Origin of the sequence: Rhodococcus sp. IEGM 1409, from assembly GCF_030056735.1 — a bacterium.
Lineage (GTDB): Bacteria > Actinomycetota > Actinomycetes > Mycobacteriales > Mycobacteriaceae > Rhodococcus_F.
In genome coordinates this window covers 1126859-1147425 of sequence record NZ_JASHKN010000001.1, presented here as the reverse complement: position 1 = coordinate 1147425, position 20567 = coordinate 1126859, and the positions used below count along the sequence as shown (strand labels likewise).

Genomic DNA, 20567 nt, shown 5'->3' with positions numbered 1-20567 from the left:
GCAGCTCAGCGGTACTGATGGCACCGTTCGGACCATGACGACTGAACTGAGCTACGAGGGAACTCTGAAGGAACTGCAGACCGATCTCGGTGTGCTCCGGTACCACGAAGCCGGCGACGGCCCGCCGCTCCTGCTGCTGCACGGATCGGGCCCTGGAGTCACCGGTTGGCGTAACTACCGCGGCGTTCTCGCGGACTTCGCGGAGCACTTCCACTGCTACGTTCTCGAGTTTCCCGGATTCGGCGTCAGCGATCCCGGCCCCGACCATCCGATGATGATGGCGCAGGCGTCGGTCGGGATGTTCCTCGACGGCCTCGGCCTCGGCCCGGTCCACATGATCGGCAACTCCATGGGCGGCATCGTCGCCACCAAGGTTGCGATCGACGAACCCCACCGGGTGAGCAAGCTCGTCACCATCGGCGGCATGGGCAAGAACACCTTCTCGCCCGGCCCCGGTGAAGGCATCAAACTCCTCATGGAGTTCACCGACAATCCCACCCGCGAAGCTCTGGTCCGTTGGCTGCATTCGATGGTCTTCGACCGTGCCGTCGTCACCGAGCAGCTCATCGAAGAGCGTTGGGCCCTCGCCACCGAGCCGACGACGCTCGAGATCGCCCGCCGTATGTACAGCAGCAAGGCCATGGCAGCTATGGGCGCGGCTGCTGCTGCGTCGACCGCCGTGCCGTACTGGGCGCAGCTGAACAAGATCAAGGCGCCGACGCTGTTGACCTGGGGACGCGACGACCGCGTCAGCCCCGTGGACATGGCGATTCTGCCGATGCGCGACATCCCCAACGGCGAAGTTCACATCTTCCCCAACTGTGGCCACTGGGCGATGATCGAGGCCCGTGACGCCTGGGTTGCGTCCGTTTTGGCATTCCTCACGCGTCCAGAAGGCAAGTAAGGGGCTCCCACTCACCGGGAAGTGTTTCTGCACTTCGGCGGGCCCCCTGCCACCGTTTCATCAACAGATTTCATTCTGCCTAGGCGCTCGCCGGGTATCGAAACCAGAAAGCCGGAAGATCATGGGTCAGGTTCTAGACAACATTTCACAGTTCGCCGACGAGATCCGCGCAGACGGAGTCGAGGGCGACAGGCTGATGCGCTTGACGGACGGCAGCGCGAAGCGGTTGCGCGACTCCGGTGTCATCCGGATGTTCCAGCCGAAGGAGTTCGGTGGGCTCGAGGCGCATCCGCGTGAATTCGCCGAGACGGCAATGGCTATCGGTGCGATGGACGGTGCCACCGGTTGGGTCAGCGGCATCGTCGGTGTTCATCCGTGGGAGCTTGCGTTCTTCGACCGTAAGGCTCAGGAAGAGGTGTGGGGAACCGATCCCGATACGTGGATGGCGTCGCCGTATGCGCCGATGGGTGTTGCGAGGCCCGTCGAGGGTGGGTACATCCTCAACGGCCGCTGGTCGTTCTCCTCGGGTACCGATCACTGTGACTGGATCATGATCGGCGCGATGGTCGGTGACGAGTCCGGCAAGCCGCTGATGCCGCCGAAGCACCTGCACGTGTTGTTGCCGCGCTCCGATTACGACATCGACCAGGACAGCTGGAACGTCGTCGGCCTGCGCGGAACGGGTTCGAAGGATCTGATCGTCAAGGACGCATTCCTGCCCACCTACCGCACGATCGACGCCGGAAAGGTGTACGACGGGACGGCGTGGAAGGAAGCGGGCCGTACGGAGACGTTGTACAAGTTCCCGTTCTCGTGCATTTTCCCGTTGGGGATCACTTCGTCGTTGATCGGTATCGCCGAAGGTGCGTTGGCGTGCAACATGGCTGCGCAGCGTGAGCGGGTGACGGTCAGTGGTGTTCCGATCAAGGAAGATCCGTACGTGCTCTTCGCGATCGGTGAGGCGGCTGCCGAGATCGCTGCGTCTCGGGCTGCGATCTTGGAGACGGTGGATCGTTTCTGGGACATGACCGAGAAGGGTCAGGAAGTTTCGTTCGAGCTTCGTGCGATCGGTCGGCGTACGCAGACTGCTGCGGCGTGGCGTGCGGTGCGGGCGGTGGACGAGATCTTTGCTCGTTCCGGTGGTGGCGCGTTGCAGTTGAGCACGCCGATGCAGCGGTTCTGGCGTGATGCCCATGCCGGTTTGGCGCATGCGATCCATGTGCCTGGTTCGATTTTCCATGCGTCGACGCTCTCGCAGCTCGGTGGCGAGCCGCAGGGCATCCACCGCTCGATGATCTAGTCCCACAAACATTCTCGAAGCAAGGACGGTTAGGCATGACTGAAATTCGGGGCCTGGGATATCTCAGGATCCAAACGCAGGACGTGGCTCGCTGGCGCGAGCTCGTGGTCGACGGACTCGGTCTCGCGGTCGGTAGTGGCCCGGAAGCCGACGGCCTCTACTTGCGTCTGGACGAGCGTCGTGCGCGTCTGATCGTCCTGCCCGGTGAGACGGACAAGGCTCTCGCAGTGGGCTGGGAAGTGCGAGATCAGTTCGCGCTCCAGCGTGTTCGCGAGGCGGTCGAGAAGGCCGGAGTCGAGGTCGAAGTTCTCTCCGAGGTCGACGCCAGCTACCGCGATGCCGAGCAGGTCATCGCATTCGGCGATCCCAACGGCAACCGCGTCGAAGTGTTCTTCGGGCCGGTGCTCGACCACAGCCCGTTTGTCACCCCGCACGGCGGCCGTTTTGTCACCGGCGATCAGGGCCTCGGCCATGTGGTGCTTCCGGTTACGCGTTTCGACGAGGCGTACACCTTCTACACCGAGGTGCTCGGATTCCTTCCGCGCGGTTCCATCCGTCTCGGTGGAATCGACGCGCCGCCGCCGGCTCGTCGCGTCCGCTTCATGGGTGTCAATCAGCGTCACCACAGCCTGGCGCTGTGCCCGGCGCCGCCTGTGGACGAGCCCGGTCTCGTGCATCTGATGATGGAAGCCGAGACTCTCGACGCGGTGGGTCAGGCTCTCGATCGTGTTGCCAAGCTTGGCTTCTCGATCTCCTCGACGTTGGGTCGCCACACGAATGACAAGATGGTGTCGTTCTACGTGCGTGCACCGGGTGGCTGGGATCTGGAGTTCGGTTGCGAGGGCATGCTGGTCGACGAAACCTTCTACACTGCTGAGGAAATCACAGCGGACAGCTACTGGGGCCACGACTGGTCCGACAGTGAACCGCTGGCTGCGTTCACTCCCACGAGCTAGCTCTTACGCAACGAAAAAGCTCGGCTCCAATGCATATCGGGGCCGAGCTTTTTCGTGTGATCGATCAGGAAGCTGCTGCTGCCAAACCGGTTTCGAGGTCGGCGAGAATGTCGTCGATCCCTTCGATGCCAACCGCGAGGCGGACGAGCCCCGGGGTGACGCCCGAAGCGAGCTGCTCTTCGGGGGTGAGTTGCGAGTGCGTCGTCGACGCGGGGTGGATGACGAGTGAGCGAACGTCACCGATGTTGGCGACGTGGCTGTGCAGTGTCAGGGCGTTGACGAACTTCTTGCCCGCGTCGACACCACCGGCAAGCTCGAATGCGACGATCGCTCCGGTGCCCTTGGGCGCCAGCTGCTTTCCGCGCTCGTGCCACGGCGACGACGGCAGTCCCGCGTAGGCGACCGAGGTGACCTCTGCGCGACCGTCGAGGAACTCGGCAACCTTCTGTGCGTTGGACACGTGGCGCTCGATGCGCAGGCTCAAGGTCTCGATGCCCTGCGAGATGAGGAAGGCATTGAACGGCGCGATCGCCGAACCGAGGTCGCGGAGAAGCTGGACGCGTGCCTTGAGCGCGTAGGCGGGCGCGCCGAGGTCGGCGAAGGTGACGCCGTGGTAGCTGGGATCCGGGGTGGTGAAGTTGGTGTGGCGTCCCTGGGTCCAGTCGAAGGTGCCACCGTCGACGATGACGCCGGCGATCGCGGTGCCATGTCCGCCAAGGTATTTGGTGGCGGAGTGGACGACAATGTCAGCGCCGTGCTTCAGCGGCTGAATGAGGTAGGGCGTTGCGACGGTGTTGTCCACGATCAGCGGGATGCCGTTCTCGTGGGCGACCGCACTGATACCGGGAATGTCGAACACGTCGTTTTTGGGGTTGGAGATGGTTTCGCCGTAGAACGCCTTCGTGTTCGGACGGATGGCCGCACGCCAGTGCTCGAGGTTGTCCGGGTCTTCGACGAAGTCGACGGTGATTCCCAGCTTGGGCAGCGTGTAGTGGAAGAGGTTGTACGTGCCGCCGTACAGACGAGGGCTGGAGACGACGTGGTCGCCCGCCTCGGCAATGTTGAGGATCGCGAAGGTCTCGGCAGCCTGACCGGACGCAACCAGCAGAGCCGCGACTCCGCCTTCGAGGGCGGCGATGCGCTGCTCGACGGCGTCCTGCGTCGGGTTCATGATGCGGGTGTAGATGTTGCCCGGCTCGGCGAGGCCGAACAGGGCGGCAGCGTGATCGGTGTTGTCGAAGACGTAGCTGGTGGTCTGGTAGATCGGCAGTGCCCGAGCGTTGGTGGCGCTGTCCGGGCCCTGTCCGGCGTGGACCTGCTTGGTTTCGAACGACCAATCGGCGGTCGGATCGGTGTCGACGGGGGTGTTCTCGCTCATGAATTCATACTCCGTGGTGAAGGGTGGGTTGATGCGGGTCAGGCGGTTTCGACGACTGTATGCACTGGGACGGGATTGCGGGTGAGATCGAGTACGGGGCAGTGGGCGTCGACCGTCTCCTGCAACTCCAGGTAGCGCTCGCGAGTTTCCGGACCGGTCAGGGTGACGACCACGCGGACCTCGGAGAATCCCGGACGGACCGCATCGTCGAAGCCGAAGAATCCACGAACGTCGAGATCGCCTTCGGCTCTGGCCGAGATGTCGTCGAGCGCGATACCGAGCTTGTCGGCCCAGACGCGGTAGGTGACCACCTGGCAGGACAGAAGAGAAGCGAGGTAGTACTCGACTGGATTGGCTGCGGTGTTCTCGCCGCCGAGGGCCGCCGGTTCGTCGACCTCGACGCTGTACTTACCGAGCGAAATGGTGCTGGCAACGGCGTCGTGCGCCTGGGCGGAAGCCTTGAAGACGGCGTGCGCTCTACTCGCGTCCTTGTCGATGGCGTCGGCGTTGGCTGCTAGGACGGAACTCAGGTGGGAGATGGAAGCGGTGGTCATGACAGAAATGTCCCCTGATCTGGGCGTACATACGAATATCGACGCGAGCGGCGCTCACGTCGTAGGTCCGATCAGTAGATCGGACACCCGGATGTACAGACATGCGCAAAGTCGACATGGCGTCGCCGCGTCAGCAGCGTGCCCGTCTCGTATGCGCCAATTTCCGTCACAGGAGTGACTGTAACCGGTTCACACCCTTTCCGACCAGATGTATAGGAAATCTGTCTCGGATCGTGGTCCGTCATGTAGGCGACAGTCCGCTCCACCGGGGTGTCCGACGACCCGCAAAAGCGTCGAGTCCTTCGGCGATGTCCGGGGAACGCAACACTGCGTCCTTGGCATCGTCGGTGACGGTCCATCCGACGGCATCGGCTTCGGCGTAGAGAGCGTCGATCGCCTTCAAGCTCAAGCTCACCGAGGTAGGGGAGGACTCGCAGATCTCGGCCGCCATCACCAACGCCTCGTCGAGTGCCTTGCCTGGCGCAGTGACTGCGTTGACGACGCCGAGGTCCCTGGCCCGTTCGGGATCGAGTGTGCGGCCGGTGATCAGGAGTTCGCGGGCGATGTTGATCGGAAGTGCCCGAGGCGCCCGAAAGAGTGCACCGGACGTCGCAACCAAACCGCGTTTGGTTTCGGGGAGGCCGAATTGTGCTGTGGCAGAGGCGACGATGAGATCGCAGGCCAATGCGATTTCGAAACCTCCACCCAGTGCGTATCCCTCGACCGCAGCGATCAGAGGCTTGTTCCGCTGACGCCGGATTACGCCGTACTCACCGCCGCGGGGCATGCGGAGGTCGGCTCGTTCGCGGATATCGGTTCCGGCACAAAAGATGTTGGGGGTTCCGGTGATGATGCCGACCCACAGAGATGGGTCGTCGTCGAGGAGGTTCAGTGCGGCTTCGATTCCCTCGGCAGTTTCGCGATTGATCGCGTTACGACGTTCTTCGCGTTCGATCCTGACGATGAGAACGCGGTCGTGGCGTTCGGTGGAAACAGTCGACATAATTGGACTGTAATCCATCTATCGAAGGGGTGGTGCGTTACCTGACGGGACGGACATTGGACACATTCCGGACTGTGGCGAAGACTGTGTTCTGAGGCGGAGAAAGGCAGGTCGACGTGATTTCCAAACGAGAACAGAACAAGCGCGATACCAACGACAGGTTGCTCTCGGCTGCTCGAATTCTGTTCTCGGCGCAGGGTTTCGCCAGCACGACTGTCGACGACATCGCCGAGCGAGCCGAGGTGTCGCGAGCCACCTTCTTCAACTACTTCCAGGGCAAGGACTCGGTTCTCGAGGCGCTGCACAGTGATCATCTCGATCAGCTTGCGGCACTGGTGGATCAGCTCATGGAGTCGCCGGTGCCGACCACTGATCGGATCTCCAGGATCTTTCAGGACTTTGCGCAACAGGCGATCATGCATCCGCGCTATCTGCGCATGGTGACTGCAGAACTCGAGCGTGACTTCGCCTCCTCCGGAGCGGGGGCGGCCCATGATCATCGGTTCCACGTGGAACTTCTACGGATCGTCACTGCCGGGATCGAAGCCGGTGAAGTGCGATCGGACTATCCGCCGCTGTTTCTCGCGCAGATGATCGGCGGTACGTACGGCGCGTTGGTTCGCTTCTGGCGGCAGGACGCCGACTACGACGTGGTCGGCGAATTCGATCGCGGAGCGAAGTACGTGGCGGAGGGCATCGCTGCTCGCTGAACTGCCTCAGGGCTTGGGCTGACTCAGAGGGCGGGCTGATTCAGAGGGTGGGCTGATTCAGAGGGTGGGCACTACCAGGGGCAGCATCTGCTGGACGCTCTCCGAAAGATAGTTCGCAGCAGTCTGATCGCCGGACAGATGACGCAGCAGACTCTGCTGGAACAGGCCGTCGAAGATTGCGTACATCGCCGGCGAGGTGACCGAGGGTTCCACATCGAGAAGCTCGGCGTAGCGAGAAACGATGCGCCAGATCATGTTTTCGAGACTCTCGTCGATCGCGGCCACGTCGGCTCGGAAGGACTCCTCGAACATCGACTGCGCACGCAGGTCGTACCAGAGGCGGTGCATCGTCGGTTCGTCGATCATGGTCTCGGCGAGCAGTGCCCCGAAACCGGTTTTCAGTTCCTCCGGCGTCTGGGCGGTGGCGACGATGCCGTCGTAGCGGGTGACGCAGCGTGCCTTGTAGTGGCGCACGCAGTGGGTGATCAGGTCGACCTTGTCGCTGAAGTAGTAGTGCAGGACGCCGTGTGAGAACTCCGAATTCTGGGCGATTTCGCGCAGACTGGTGCGTGCGTAGCCCAGTTCGGCCAGCGTTTGCAGTGCGGCCTCGGCCAGTTGATCGCGGCGCTCGGAGAATTTGTCGACCTGACGACGTGACACTTTGTCGGCGTTGGACCGCTTGTCTGTGTTTGACCGCTTGTCTGAAGCGGTAGGTGCAGCCTTTTTCCCTGCCCCACTGGGCTTCTCGACTGTCGTGGTCACGATGGCACGTCCTGTTCCCTGCGGTTTCCACAGCGGCACGATCGCCGCGTCCGAATCAGTGTAACCCCTGGTCTTTGACGAGCGTGTAACAAAATCTTGACAGTCGTCAAGATTTCTCTTGACACTCGTCCAAAGTTGAATACTCTGTGACTCACACCACTTGGCAGCGTCGCTGTGAACGGTGGTATCGCGAGAGTCGTTTCAGTCACGGAGGCAGTCGAAAATGAGCGTGTTTGATCTCGAGGGACGAAAAGCACTGGTCACGGGTGGTGCCAAGGGGCTCGGAGCCGGAATGGCTGAGGCGTTGGCGAAGGCGGGAGCGTCGGTGATGATCGGCGACGTTCTCGAAGACGAGGGTCGCGCCACCGCGGAGGCCGTCGGTTCGGGCGGAGTCAAGACCGGCTTCGTGAAGCTGGACGTCACCGACGACGCCAACTGGGAAGAAGCAGTTGTGGCAACCGCGGAGACTCTCGGCGGCTTCGACATCCTTGTCAACAACGCCGGCATCGAAATTTCCTCGCTGGTGGTGGACCTCGATCCGGGCGACATCCGCCGCATGTGTGAGGTCAACATCCTCGGAACGGCGCTCGGAACCAAACACGGACTGCGCAGCATGCGTCCGGGTGGCGTCGCCGGAACCGGCGGATCCATCATCAACATTTCGTCGGTGGCAGCAACCATTCCATTTCCCGGCATCAGTGGTTACTCCGCGACCAAGTCCGCGGTCGACCGCTTCACCAAGGTTGCTGCAGCCGAGTCGGGCAAGCTCGGCTACGGAGTCCGCGTCAACTGCATCTACCCGGGCCTTGTTGCCACGGAGATGGGTCTCGGACTCGCAGCGGACATGGAGAAGCTCGGACTCTGGCCCAGTGCCGAAGCAGCAGTCGGCGACGTCATCGGTCTCACCCCACTCGGCCGTCTCGGCGAAGTGAACGACATGGCGGACGCCGTGGTGTTCTTGTCCTCCGACGCCGCACGCTTCATCACCGGTATCGGCCTCCCCGTCGACGGTGGCATGGGCATGTAACTCGCCCCAAATTCGTACGTACACCCTTCCCCCGTCTCCGAAAGGTTCCACGAACATGTCCGAAAAGAAGCCAGTCATCGTCTACGGAGTCTCCGGGTACACCGGCCGTCTGGTGTGTGAATACCTGCGCGAGTTCAACATCCCGTTCATCGCGGCCGGCCGCGACGCCGCTCGCATTCAGGAGGTCCTCGACAAGATCCCCGGTTTGGACACCGTCGATCACGAGGTCGTCGAGGTCGAGCACACGGTCGAGGCGCTCACCGAATTGTTCACCGGTGCACAGGTTGTCAGTAACATGGTAGGGCCGTTCATCAAGCTCGGCGGCACCGTCGTCGAGGCCGCGTTGAATGCGGGTTGCCACTACATGGATACCACCGGTGAGCAGGACTGGGTACTCGATGTCCAAGAGAAGTTCAGCGACAAGTACCAGGAGAAGGGCCTGCTCCTCTCGCCCGGCATCGCTCAGATGTACACCACCGGTGAGATCGCGGCCAACATCGCATTGGAAACGCCGGGCCTCGACACACTCGACATCCTGGTGCTGTGGAAGGGATTTCCCACCTACGCGTCCACTCAGACGATCTTCACCATCCTCAAGGCGAACTGGTACTACCTCGAGCAGAACAAGTACGTGCAGTGGGCGCCCGGCCAGACTTTCGACGTCGTCGTTCCCGGCCAGCACGAAACCGCGCTGGCATTGCCGTGGGGCGGAACATGTCACCCGGTGTGGTTCAAGAACGATCCGCGAGTTTCCAACGTCAAGGCCGCCGGCGGGGTGTTCGACCGCACCGTGATGGAAGGCGTTGTCGCGACCCAGAAGATCGTGGAGGAGCAGATCAAGACACTGCCCGCCGACGAGCAGGAAGCCGCCCTGGCCGAGATCGCCGGTTCGGTGCAGGCCGGAATGCCACCCCGCGAGAACCCACGCATCAACACCTCGCTGGACTCCGTCTATGCGTCCGGCCCGCTCGGTCGCTCACACGTCGTGCTCCACGGCAACTGCAACTACAAGCAGACCGGACTCCTGCACGCATACGCAGCGCACTCGTTGCTTCAGCAGGCGCCCAAGCGCACCGGACTCGCCTCGGCCTGCCAGGCATTCGGGCATCGCGAACTGCTCGGCGCGCTACGCAGTTTCGGGCTGGCACTGGAACCGGAAGTAACCATCAACACCTAGTCCACGCCCTCGTCATCACGTTCACGGCTCCCGGCGTCCTCGCGCCGGGAGTCCGGCCCTGGAGGCTCCCCATGCGTTTGACCGACTATCTCGACAAGGGAGCCTCTCTTGGTTCCACCGCACCGTGTTTGACGATGGGAGAGCGCACTCTCTCCTATGCGGAGGTGCAACAGTTCAGCCGTCGCTTCGCAGCTTCGCTCGCGGCATCGGGCATCGCGCCGGGCGAGAAGGTCGCGATTCTGTCCGGAAATGATCCGATCTCGTTCTCGTGCGTATTCGGAATAAGCAGGGCTGGCGGCGTCTGGTGTCCGATCAATCCTCGCAACGAAGCTGCGGAAAACCGAGATCTGTTGGATCTGTTCGATTGTCGCGCTCTCTTCTTCCAGAAGTCGTACGCGCCGCTGGTCGACCAGATCAAGGATGCGCTTCCCCAGTTGGTGACGCTCGTCTGCATCGACGGCGAATGGGATTCGGTTCAGTCTCTCGAAAGCTGGCTCGGGGATGAAGAACTCGACGTCGTTGCGCCCGACGACGTCACCATGCTGGTCGGCACGGGTGGTACGACGGGTCGGCCCAAGGGTGTGATGTTGACCAAGCACAACATCGAGACGATGACGGCCATCACCTTGATGAGCTATCCGTTCGAAGGACGCCCGGTGTATCTGGCGTTGGCGCCGTTGACTCACGCCGCCGGTGTTCTGTGCTTTCCGATCATGGCCCTCGGCGGCGAAGTGGTGATCATGCCGAAGCCCGACCTCGGGTACTTCCTCGCGAACGTTCAGAAGCACAAGGTGACTCACACCTTCCTGCCGCCGACGCTCATCTACATGCTGCTCGAGCACGAGGGCCTCGCGGCAACGGATCGTCGCTCGCTGCAGTGTTTCTGGTACGGCGCGGCACCGATCTCCCCGACCAGACTCGAGGAGGCGATCGACAGAATCGGCCCGGTCATGGCTCAGTTGTTCGGGCAAAGTGAAGCCCCCATGATGATCTCGACGATGTCACCGAAGGAGCACTTCGGCTCGGACGGCACCGTCGAAACGTCACGACTTGCCTCGGCGGGGCGACCGTCGCCACTGGTGACGGTGGGGATCATGGACGACAAAGGCGCACTTCTCGGACGTGGCGAGCGTGGTGAGGTGGTGATTCGCAGTTCGCTGGTGATGGCGGGCTATTACAAGAACCCCGATGCAACCGCGGAAGCGTCAGCCCACGGCTGGCATCACACCGGCGACATCGGGTACCTGGACGAGGACAATTTCCTGTTCATCGTCGATCGCGCGAAGGACATGATCATCACGGGCGGTTTCAACGTCTACTCGGTAGAGGTCGAGCAGGCGCTCATGGCGTACCCGGGGATTCAGGACTGCGGAGTGATCGGGCTGCCGGACGACAAGTGGGGCGAACGTGTTGTGGCAGTGGTGCAGCCACACCTCGGCGCCGACATCGACGGCGCCGAGGTGATGGCTTTCGTGAAAGCTCGCATCGGAAGTGTGAAGACTCCGAAGCAAGTCATCGTCTGGGACGATCTACCTCGCTCCAAGGTCGGCAAAGTTCTCAAGAACGAGATCAAGAGCGAACTGACGAGCTGAGATCACGACTCGCACACCACGTCTTCTGCCGGCAGTGAGCCGTCGAGCAGATACGAGTTGACGGCGGCGTCAGCGCAAGTATTCGCGTAGCTGGGGAACACCGCATGAGTACGACCCGGAACTGTCACCAGCCGTGAGCCTTTCATGGCTTCATGCATACCGAGTCCTTCCTCGTACGTCGTGCGGGTGTCACCGGTTGCCTGGATCTGCAATGTCGGAACGGTGTTGTCGATGTCGATCCGCGTCGGGGGCTCACTGCGCCAGAACGCGCACGGCATGATCGTGTTGTGGGTGCCGGCAAAGATCGGCTGATCATCCCGGTGCTCCTCCAACTTGTTGCGATACCACTGGGGATCGCTCGGCATCGACACGTCGCCGCAGACGATGGCGATTGTTCCGGCATAGTCGGGGTCGGTCCCCAGTTCGGTCTGGAACCACGCCTGCATCAGGCCCGTCAGCTGTGGATGGATGTTCTCGACGGTCTTGCCGGACGCGAGATCGCGCAACTGAACCAATACCTGTGCGAATGCCTCGCTTTCCTTCTCGGTGTCCCCGGTCCCGTTGACGTACATCAGGAATGGAAGGACGTGATCGTCGACGGCGTAGTCACCGATCCGAATCGGAGTGGTGGCGGCGTCCGAGATCAGCTTCTCGATGAGGGCGCGAACTTCTGCGGGCGTCGATCCGAGCGCATAGGTGGAGTTGCGTTCCGCTGCCCACTGCGAGAATCCGTCGATCGCCTTCTCGTTGGCCGGGCCCATGTCCTGGAACATCTCGTATCCGTACTTCTTCGGGTCCGGTGCACTGTCGAGAACCACACGATCGATCCTGTCGGGGAACATTTGAGCGTAGGTTGCACCAAGATATGTGCCGTACGACCACCCGAAGTACGACGCCTTCTCCTGGTCGAGGGCGCCGCGAATCACGTCGAGGTCGCGGGCGATATTCTGAGTATTGATGTGCGGCAGATAGTCCGGGTACTTGTCCCAGCATTTGTCAGCGGCCTCGCGTGCGAGCGCGACACTCTCGTTCCACCCTTCGTCCGTGGTACCCGGTGAACGCATCCATGACATCTGCTCGACGCCGCAGTCGATCGGCGTGCTCTTGCCGAGTCCCCGGGTATCCATGCCGATGATGTCGTATGCCGCCGCGACCTCCGGTGTCATGCCCGCATTCAGAATTTCAGGCAAGCCCAGACCGCGGCCACCCGGGCCGCCAGGGTTGGTGAGCAGGATCCCGCGTCGCTGCGCGGGGTCGGTCGACGCGACCCGTGAGATCGCCACTTCGATCGTCTTGCCGTCAGGGGTGGAATAGTCCAAAGGTACTGTGACCGTCGCGCAGTCACTTGCCGTCGACGTTCCGGTGTCTGTGGCGCATGGTCCCCATTCGACATCCTGGTCGTAGAATGCGCTGAGATTTGTTTGTGGATCTGTCTGCGGGGCAGCAGGTTCCGAGCACGCCGCCAATGCGGGTACGGCGAGTGCGGCAGCGGCGACTATGGAAGCCAGCCATTTTTGTGGTCGAGGCATGCGTGATCTGGGCATGATGGATCCAGTCATTGTCTTGTCCTTGTGTCGAGCCCGATTCGGGCAGCGTTGATCACCCCACCTGGAATGTGGGGGTTCATGAGGGGTTTCAGGGTCGAGATTGGCGGGCGGCGAACTCGGCCGCCACTGCCTTCGCGAATCTTTCCTGGGTCGCGGTTCGTCGATCCGCTTGGTGTTCGCGCAGTACCGCTACCAACCTTGTGGGTGAAGCACTCTCCGGTGCAGCCTGTTCAGGTAACACGCTCTCGGTGAAGTCGCAGAACTGAATGGCAAGCGCCGCAATCGTGTCCGCGTCCGCCGGGGCATCGGCGAGGGCGTACATGCGAGTGATCAATTCGATGGCGCGCTCGCGGTTCGGCTCGGCCAATGCTCGGTGATGTGCGCTCAGGAGTGAATCGCAGACCTCGGGATCGCCCCCGGAGACCGTGAGCGCGAGGATCAGAAGTTCGCGCTCGTTGTCGATCCATGCTGTCGGCGCACCGGCCACGACGTACTGTGCGAGCACTTCCGAAAATGCATCGGGTAGTTCTGGATCGGCGTTGCGGCGTAGTGACTCGATGTGGGCACGTTGAACAGCGATCTGTTCGGCCTTCGTCTCCAATTCCTTGTCGAGGGCGTCGAGCGCGGACCGAGTGTCGTGAGCGTCGCCGTCCAGGAGTTCGGCGATCTTGGCGACGGAGATCCCCAAATCGCGTAGACGACGGATCCGGCTCAGTCGTGCCAGGTCCACCGCCCGGTACATGCGGTAGCCGTTGGGTTGGCGTTGTGGTTCTTCGAGAAGGCCGTTCGAGTGGTAGTAGCGCACGGATCTGACGGTGGTGCCGGCCAATTTGGCCAGCTCGCCGATGGTCATCATCGCCCTGCCCTCCCGTGATCGAATCGGATTCCGTCTGTGGAGACCATTCTCCAACCTTGACGCGGCGTCAGGGTCAAGGTTCGCACGGGAGAACGTGACCGTTGACACTTTAAGGAGATGAACTTAATCTGAATTTTGTCCGTTACGACATCGTCGATTTCGAGGAAGTGCCCCGATGGCTACCCTTTTTCCTGCGGCAACAATCTTTCCGATCCCCACCGATCCGCTTGCTGCCTACGGTCCACTCGTTGCTCGCCGGAATCCCGAGTCGGTAGTTCCGGCACCGTACGAACACTTCGCAGTCAAGGCGGTCGCGCCGACGATCGGAGCGGAAATCTCCGGTATTCGACTCGGCGGGGGCCTGTCTGATGCCGTGATTGCGGAACTCCGCCGAGCTCTCCTCGAATGGAAAGTCCTCTTCTTTCGGGATCAGGACCTCGACCGAGCGGATCATCGAGCTTTTGCCGAGCGTTGGGGTGATCTCGAACAGCATCCGTTCTTCACGTACACGCAGCCCGGGCAGACGGACGTCGATGTCACGACACTGGCGAAGAATGCGATGGTCGGCGGAGTCGAGAACAACTGGCACAACGACGTGACGTGGCACGAGTTTCCTTCGTTTGCCGCCGTGCTTCGTGCAGTCGAGGTGCCAGAGGTGGGTGGTGACACGTTGTGGGCTGACACCGCTGCTGCCTACGATCTACTTCCGGAAAGCATCAAGAAGCGTATCGACCCGCTTGTTGCAGAACATGATTGGATCAATTCTTTTGGTAGGTCGATGCCGGCGGATGCGGTCGAGATGTTGCGTCCGAAGTTCCCCGCTGTGCAACATCCGGTGGTTCGGGTCATTCCCGAAAGCGGCAGGCGGGTGTTGTTCGTCAACATGACATTCACTCAACGGATCCTCGGTGTGTCAGAAGGGGAGTCGAACGAACTCCTCACGATGTTGTATCGCCACGTCAACCGTCCGGAATTTCAGGTCCGTTTGAAGTGGGCGCCGAATACGGTTGCCTTCTGGGACAATCGGACGTGCCAGCACTATGCCGCCAGTGACTATTTCCCAGCGCGACGCGTGATGGACCGAATCTCGATAGTCGGCGACAAGCCCGTAGGGGTCGTGTGAGTCGACTCTGGTGAGTTTCTTTATCGTCAGGCTCGAGTTTCTGTGACATCCGCGCACCCGGAGATGTCGATGAGGTTGCGAGTGACATCCTCGAGCACTTTCCGTCTGAAGAGTTGCCCTTCCTTCACGAGATGATCGTCGATCACGGTCTGAGTCCGGCTTACGACCACACGAGTGAGTTCGTCTACGGTCTAGAGCCCATCCTCGATGCGCTGGAGGCACGCCGAGACTAGCGCTGAATCGGCACGTGCTTCGTCACTATCCGGTGGATCAGACGAGCAGCGGTTCGGGCAGTGCGATTGTCGATGTCGAGGCTCGGGTTCAGTTCGGCAACATCGAGAACCGCGAGCTTGCCACTGGACGTGAGTCGATCACATACGTATTGGATGGTTTCGAGGCTGACGCCGTAGGCCGCGGGTGCGCTGACGCCCGGCGCCACAGCTGCAGGCAGGACGTCGAGGTCGATGGTCAGGTAGACCAGATCGACATCTGCGAGGAAGTCTGCGAGGAACTGATCCACGACCTCCCGACCGATCGCTCCGCATTCTTCGTCGAGCAAATAGCGAACGCCAAGGCGGTGAGCAGTGTCGAACAGGGCAGTGGTGTTGCTCGGCTGGCTGATTCCGATCACGCTGTACTGATGCGACGTGCCCGCCGCGACTTCGTCCTCGGCGATCTGACGAAAGGGTGTGCCGGAGCTGGGTATCGGGTCGCCCCGCAGGTCGAAGTGCGCGTCCAGATTGAGAATTCCGAGTTTGGCGTCGGCGGTCCGCATCTCGGATCCTGCGACGCCGAGGTACGTGCCGTAGGCGATTTCGTGTCCGCCCCCGAGGACCACGGGAAAGTGTCCCGAATCGAGCGCAGCGCTGACGGCGTTCCCGAGCGCGGCTTGACCGGCCTCGAGCTCTTCACCCGACACGGCAACGGTGCCCGCATCCTGAATCTGCAGCGGTTCGGCCAGCGCCATGGAGGCCAACCCCGCTCGCAACGCGTCCGGGCCGTCTGCAGCACCACGCCGTCCCTTGTTGCGCCGGACGCCTTCGTCGCTGGAGAAACCGATCAGGACGCAGTCGCCGGGCGCCTGGTCTGCCGAATACGGTTGCACGGCATGGTGCCAACGCAGATGCTCGGCAGTGGTGCCGTCGGAGCGCCCCGTCCACGGCGTGGGTTCGATGTCGACTGCGATCTGATGTGCCACGACGGCCTCCCGGTGAGTGTATTTCAGTAGCTGGTGGCGAGTGCGCCGTTTTTCCAGACCTCGCGCACCAGCGGCACGCCCGGACGGTAGGCGAGGTGGAGGTACGACGGTGCGTCGAGCGCGATGGCGTCGGCGCGAGTTCCGGGAGAGAGCGTTCCGACGTCGGTGCGCTGCAGCGCCCGGGCGCCTCCCGCGGTGGCTGCCCAGACTGCTTCGGCGGGTGTCATGTGCATGTCTCGCACCGCAATTGCGATGCAGAACGGGAGGCTGGTTGTGTAGCAGGTGCCCGGATTGCAGTCGGCGCCCAGAGCTACGGTGACGCCGGCATCCAGCAGTGCGCGGGCGTCGGGGTACTTGTTGCGGGTGGAGAAATCGGCACCTGGCAACAGTGTTGCGACGGTGGAACTCTGAGCCAAGGCGTCGATGTCCTCGGCGGTGACGTACGTGACGTGATCGACGGACGCGGCACCCATCTCGACGGCGAGCTGGACTCCTGGTCCTTCGCCGAGTTGGTTTCCGTGGACGCGGGGGATCAGTCCGGCGGCGACGCCTGCACTCAGGACTGCGTGTGCCTGTTCGCGATTGAACGCACCGCGCTCGCAGAAGACGTCGATCCACTTCGCGTGTGGCGCACAGGCAGGGATCATCTCGTCGCACGCCATGGCGACGTAATCATCGGCGCGGCCAGCGTATTCGGGTGGTGGAACGTGGGCCGCCAGCAGTGTGACCTCGTCGGTGAACTGCCCGGCGATCAGCGCGCTGCGTAGTTCGCTCTCGGTGTTCTGCCCGTACCCGGTCTTGCATTCGACGGTTGTGCTGCCCGAGCGCAGGGATTCGTCGAGTAGGCGTCGAACATTGGCTTGCAATTGCTCGTCGGTGGCCGAGCGCGTCGACTCGATGGTGTTGCGAATGCCGCCCGCAGCGTACTTTTCGCCCGCCATCCGAGCTGCGAATTCCTCGGCCCTCTCGCCACCGAACACCAGGTGCGAGTGGCTCTCCACGAATCCGGGCAGGAGTGCCCGGCCGCCGATATCCTGACCGATATCGGCAGCCGGGGCGTCGGCGGAATCGCCGACCCAAGCAACAACGCCGTCGTCGAAGACGATTGCCGCGTCGTGTCGTACGCCGAGCTTGCCCTCACCCAGAGTCGGGTCATTGGTGACGAGGGTTCCGATGTTGGTCAGAACTGTGGTTCGAGAACCATTCGTGGTCAATGTAATTCCTAACTCAGGGTGAGGTGGTGGAGCTGGTTCAGTTCTCGGTCATCGGGATACGGACGCCGCGCGTGGCCGCCGTGTCGATGGCGTGGTCGTATCCTGCATCCGCATGCCGGATGACGCCCATACCGGGGTCGTTGGTGAGAACTGCTTCGAGCTTCTTTGCTGCGAGTTCGGTGCCGTCGGCAATGCACACCTGACCCGCGTGGATGGAGCGTCCCATACCGACACCGCCGCCCTGGTGAAGTGAAACCCACGAAGCGCCGGACGCGGTATTGACCAGAGCGTTGAGCAGCGGCCAGTCGGCGATGGCGTCGGACCCGTCGATCATCGATTCGGTTTCGCGGTACGGCGAGGCGACCGATCCGGAGTCGAGGTGATCGCGGCCGATGGCGATCGGTGCGGACAGCTCGCCCGAGGCGACCATCTCGTTGAACTTCAGGCCCGCGAGGTGACGCTCCCCGTATCCGAGCCAGCAGATGCGAGCCGGAAGGCCTTCGAAGGCAACTTTTTCGCCTGCCATGGTGATCCAGCGACGCAGGTGCTCGTTCTCGGGGAAGAGTTCGAGGATGGCCTTGTCGGTGGCCTCGATGTCCTTGGGATCACCCGAGAGCGCTGCCCAGCGGAAGGGGCCGAGGCCTTCTTCGAAGAGCGGGCGGATGTAAGCGGGAACGAATCCGGGGAAGTCGAAAGCGCGGTCGTAGCCGGCCTTGCGGGCTTCATCGCGGATGGAGTTGCCGTAGTCGAACACCTCGGCGCCGGCGTCCATGAATCCGACCATGGCCTTGACGTGCGCGGCCATCGCGTTGCGGGAATCTTCGGTGAACTTCTGCGGATCCTTCTCCGACATGATCTTCATGTCGGGGAAGTCGATCCCGATCGGCAGGTAGGCGAGTGGATCGTGCGCCGAGGTCTGGTCGGTCACGATGTCGATGGGAGCTTTCATCTCCAGCAATGCCGGGAAGATCTCTGCCGCATTGCCTTCGAGGCCGATGGAGAGCGGCTTCTTGGCATCGCGGGCCGCTGTCGCCAGTTCGAGCGCGTGCTCGATGCTGTCGGCCTTGGTGTCGAGGTACTTGTGGGCGATACGACGGTCGATGCGGGTGATGTCGCAGTCGACACAGATCGCGACACCGTCGTTCATCGTGACGGCGAGAGGCTGAGCGCCGCCCATCCCGCCGAGACCTGCAGTGAGGGTGATGGTTCCGGCGAGTGAGCCGTTGTAGCGCTTCTTCGCGATGGCGCCGAAGGTCTCATAGGTGCCCTGCAGGATTCCCTGCGTGCCGATGTAAATCCAGGAGCCGGCGGTCATCTGACCGTACATGGTCAGGCCGAGGTCTTCGAGACGGCGGAACTCTTCCCAGTTCGCCCAGTCACCGACCAGGTTGGAGTTGGCGATCAGCACTCGCGGTGCCCACTCGTTGGTGCGGAAGACACCGACCGGCTTGCCGGACTGGACGAGCATGGTCTCGTCGTTTTTCAGCGTCTTCAGCGTGGCGACCATGGCGTCGAAGGCAGCCCAACTACGCGCTGCGCGACCGGTTCCGCCGTAGACGACGAGGCTGTCCGGGTGCTCGGCAACATCGGGGTCGAGGTTGTTCATGAGCATGCGCAGGGCGCCCTCCTGCTGCCAACCGAGCGTCGTGAGCTCGGGGCCGCGGGGAGCACGGACGGGGCGCGGCTCGTGGCCGGGGGTGCTGATTTCCATGGTGTTCTCCTTGCTTAACTGAAGTTCGAAAGATGTTGGGGGATCAGACGCGAGAGTCGGTCATCGCGGTGTGATCGGGGTAGATCATCGACGAAGGTGGATTGCTGGTGCGTTTGGCGAGCGGGTAATAGATCAGGCCGGTGAACACGATGCCGACGATCCAGGAGATGTCGGCGCCGCCGAGCATGTCCGTGACGGGGCCGGTGTACATCTTCTGGGCGAGGAACGGGATCTGGGCGAGAACGCCGGCGGCGTAGCAAGCCAATGCGGTGAAGTTCCATGCTCCGTATCGACCGTTGACGTCGTAGAGCGCCGGAATGTCGATGCGCTCCTTGGAGATCAGGTAGTAGTCGATCAGATTGATCGCACTCCACGGCGTGAACACCATCAGCAACACCAGGACGAAGTTCTTGAAGTTGTCCAGGAAGTCGGCGCTGGCGGCGATCGCGATCAACACCGAGACGGCGGTGAAACCGAGAATGTAGAGGGTACGGGCGGTGCTCGAGATTCGCGACTGGCCGTTGAAGGCTGTGACGGTGGTCAGGATCGACATGAATCCGCCGTACGCGTTGAGCACGTTGACCGTCAGCTTGCCGACCAGGATGACGAAGTAGATCAGGAAGGCGATGGCAGCGGGCCCGGCCAGATCTCCCATGAAGCCGACCTGGTTGCCCAGGAACGCATCGCCGGCGCAGGCCGCAACGAGGGCGCCGAAGGTCATGGACCACTGCGATCCGATGACGCTGCCGAGGAACGTCGACCAGAAGGTGGTGCGCTCGGAGGTGCTGCGCGGCAGGTAACGCGAGTAGTCGGCGACGTACGGGCCGAAGGTGAGCTGCCAACCGGCACCCAACGAGATCGCGAGCAGGAAGGTGACGATGTCGAAGCCCTTGATGCCGACGAACGAGGCGACGTCGTACTCGAGGAACAGTCGAACGGCCAGGTAGGAGAATCCGACGATACCGACGACGGTCGCGATCTTGCCGACGATGTGGATCAGCTTGTAGCCGGTGACCGCGACGAATGCGGTGAGGAGACCGAAGACGACGATGCCGACGGTGGGGCTGTCGATGTGCAGGATCTTGTTGACGGCCTGTCCGGCCAACACGGTGCCCGTGGCCGCGAAGCCGAGGTACATCAGGATGACGAGAACAAGCGGGACGACGGCTCCCTTGACCCCGAACTGGGCTCGACTCGAGATCATCTGGGGGAGGCCCATGCGCGGGCCCTGTGCGGAGTGCAGCGCCATGACAGCGCCACCGAAGATGTTGCCGATGAGAAGTCCGACGATCGCCCAAATGGCGTCGGCGCCGAATACGACGGCGAGGGCACCGTCGACGATTGCAGTGATCTGCATGTTGGCGCCGAACCAGAGAGTGAACTGGCTGCGCGGGGTGCCGTGTCGTTCTGCATCCGGGACGACGTCGATAGTGCGTCGTTCCGGAGCGAGGATGACCTCGGCCGGTCCATCGTGAGTCATAGGCCTGTCTTTCTGCTGCGAGCCCGTCGAGCGACGGAATCGACGTCGGGGTATTGCCCACCTTCTTCGTGCTTT

The 20567-nt window shown here is 62.3% G+C and carries 18 protein-coding genes; 8 read left to right on the top strand and 10 right to left on the bottom strand.

Annotated elements, in window-relative coordinates; genetic code table 11:
* Window positions 1-34 precede the first annotated feature (34 nt).
* The 3 genes from QM716_RS05660 (at window position 35) to bphC (ending at window position 3160) form a co-directional block, all read left to right on the top strand.
* Complete coding sequence (locus QM716_RS05660; RefSeq protein WP_283302913.1) at window positions 35-904, top strand: alpha/beta fold hydrolase; 870 nt, start codon at window positions 35-37, stop codon at window positions 902-904.
* A gap of 121 nt (window positions 905-1025) precedes the next feature.
* Complete coding sequence (locus QM716_RS05655) at window positions 1026-2204, top strand: acyl-CoA dehydrogenase family protein (RefSeq protein ID WP_283302911.1); 1179 nt, start codon at window positions 1026-1028, stop codon at window positions 2202-2204.
* 35 nt (window positions 2205-2239) lie between these two features.
* Window positions 2240-3160, top strand: a complete 921-nt coding sequence (gene bphC, locus QM716_RS05650) for a biphenyl-2,3-diol 1,2-dioxygenase (RefSeq protein WP_283302909.1) — start codon at window positions 2240-2242, stop codon at window positions 3158-3160.
* A gap of 64 nt (window positions 3161-3224) precedes the next feature.
* Here the strand turns inward: bphC and QM716_RS05645 are convergent, their stop codons facing one another.
* From QM716_RS05645 to QM716_RS05635, 3 genes are all read right to left on the bottom strand, one after another.
* Window positions 3225-4538: a bifunctional o-acetylhomoserine/o-acetylserine sulfhydrylase gene (locus tag QM716_RS05645; RefSeq protein ID WP_283302908.1), complete on the bottom strand. Its 1314-nt coding sequence runs from the start codon at window positions 4536-4538 to the stop codon at window positions 3225-3227.
* A 38-nt stretch (window positions 4539-4576) separates the two neighbouring features.
* Complete coding sequence (locus QM716_RS05640) at window positions 4577-5092, bottom strand: OsmC family protein (protein WP_283302906.1); 516 nt, start codon at window positions 5090-5092, stop codon at window positions 4577-4579.
* 241 nt (window positions 5093-5333) lie between these two features.
* A complete protein-coding gene (locus QM716_RS05635; protein WP_283302904.1) occupies window positions 5334-6095 on the bottom strand; it encodes an enoyl-CoA hydratase-related protein in 762 nt (253 codons plus the stop codon).
* A 116-nt stretch (window positions 6096-6211) separates the two neighbouring features.
* Here QM716_RS05635 and QM716_RS05630 point away from each other — a divergent pair, with 116 nt between their 5' ends.
* Window positions 6212-6805, top strand: a complete 594-nt coding sequence (locus QM716_RS05630) for a TetR/AcrR family transcriptional regulator (protein ID WP_283302902.1) — start codon at window positions 6212-6214, stop codon at window positions 6803-6805.
* A gap of 57 nt (window positions 6806-6862) precedes the next feature.
* On the opposite strand, the gene QM716_RS05625 is transcribed toward QM716_RS05630, so the two are convergent.
* Window positions 6863-7465 carry a TetR/AcrR family transcriptional regulator gene (locus tag QM716_RS05625; protein ID WP_283303076.1) on the bottom strand — a complete coding sequence of 201 codons (603 nt, stop codon included), beginning with the start codon at window positions 7463-7465 and terminating at the stop codon, window positions 6863-6865.
* Between the two features lie 325 nt (window positions 7466-7790).
* Here QM716_RS05625 and QM716_RS05620 point away from each other — a divergent pair, with 325 nt between their 5' ends.
* The 3 genes from QM716_RS05620 (at window position 7791) to QM716_RS05610 (ending at window position 11363) form a co-directional block, all read left to right on the top strand.
* A complete protein-coding gene (locus QM716_RS05620; RefSeq protein WP_283302900.1) occupies window positions 7791-8594 on the top strand; it encodes an SDR family NAD(P)-dependent oxidoreductase in 804 nt (267 codons plus the stop codon).
* A 55-nt stretch (window positions 8595-8649) separates the two neighbouring features.
* Window positions 8650-9771 carry a DUF5938 domain-containing protein gene (locus QM716_RS05615; protein WP_283302898.1) on the top strand — a complete coding sequence of 374 codons (1122 nt, stop codon included), beginning with the start codon at window positions 8650-8652 and terminating at the stop codon, window positions 9769-9771.
* A 71-nt stretch (window positions 9772-9842) separates the two neighbouring features.
* A complete protein-coding gene (locus QM716_RS05610; protein ID WP_283302896.1) occupies window positions 9843-11363 on the top strand; it encodes an AMP-binding protein in 1521 nt (506 codons plus the stop codon).
* Between the two features lie 2 nt (window positions 11364-11365).
* Here QM716_RS05610 and QM716_RS05605 read toward each other — a convergent pair whose 3' ends face one another.
* A complete protein-coding gene (locus QM716_RS05605) occupies window positions 11366-12922 on the bottom strand; it encodes an alpha/beta hydrolase (RefSeq protein WP_283302895.1) in 1557 nt (518 codons plus the stop codon).
* A gap of 76 nt (window positions 12923-12998) precedes the next feature.
* Window positions 12999-13766 carry a MerR family transcriptional regulator gene (locus QM716_RS05600; RefSeq protein ID WP_283302894.1) on the bottom strand — a complete coding sequence of 256 codons (768 nt, stop codon included), beginning with the start codon at window positions 13764-13766 and terminating at the stop codon, window positions 12999-13001.
* Between the two features lie 175 nt (window positions 13767-13941).
* On the opposite strand from QM716_RS05600, the gene QM716_RS05595 reads away from it, so the two are divergent.
* A complete protein-coding gene (locus QM716_RS05595; protein WP_283302893.1) occupies window positions 13942-14889 on the top strand; it encodes a TauD/TfdA dioxygenase family protein in 948 nt (315 codons plus the stop codon).
* Between the two features lie 229 nt (window positions 14890-15118).
* On the opposite strand, the gene hutG is transcribed toward QM716_RS05595, so the two are convergent.
* The 4 genes from hutG to QM716_RS05575 are packed head-to-tail and all read right to left on the bottom strand — an operon-like array spanning window position 15119 to window position 20492.
* Window positions 15119-16087 (bottom strand): formimidoylglutamase, encoded by a 969-nt coding sequence (gene hutG, locus QM716_RS05590; RefSeq protein ID WP_283302892.1) that lies wholly within the window; start codon window positions 16085-16087, stop codon window positions 15119-15121.
* 23 nt (window positions 16088-16110) lie between these two features.
* A complete protein-coding gene (hutI, locus tag QM716_RS05585; protein ID WP_283302891.1) occupies window positions 16111-17301 on the bottom strand; it encodes an imidazolonepropionase in 1191 nt (396 codons plus the stop codon).
* A 37-nt stretch (window positions 17302-17338) separates the two neighbouring features.
* Window positions 17339-19012: a urocanate hydratase gene (gene hutU, locus QM716_RS05580; protein ID WP_019745352.1), complete on the bottom strand. Its 1674-nt coding sequence runs from the start codon at window positions 19010-19012 to the stop codon at window positions 17339-17341.
* A 43-nt stretch (window positions 19013-19055) separates the two neighbouring features.
* A complete protein-coding gene (locus tag QM716_RS05575) occupies window positions 19056-20492 on the bottom strand; it encodes a purine-cytosine permease family protein (protein ID WP_283302890.1) in 1437 nt (478 codons plus the stop codon).
* Between the last annotated feature and the right edge of the window lie 75 nt (window positions 20493-20567).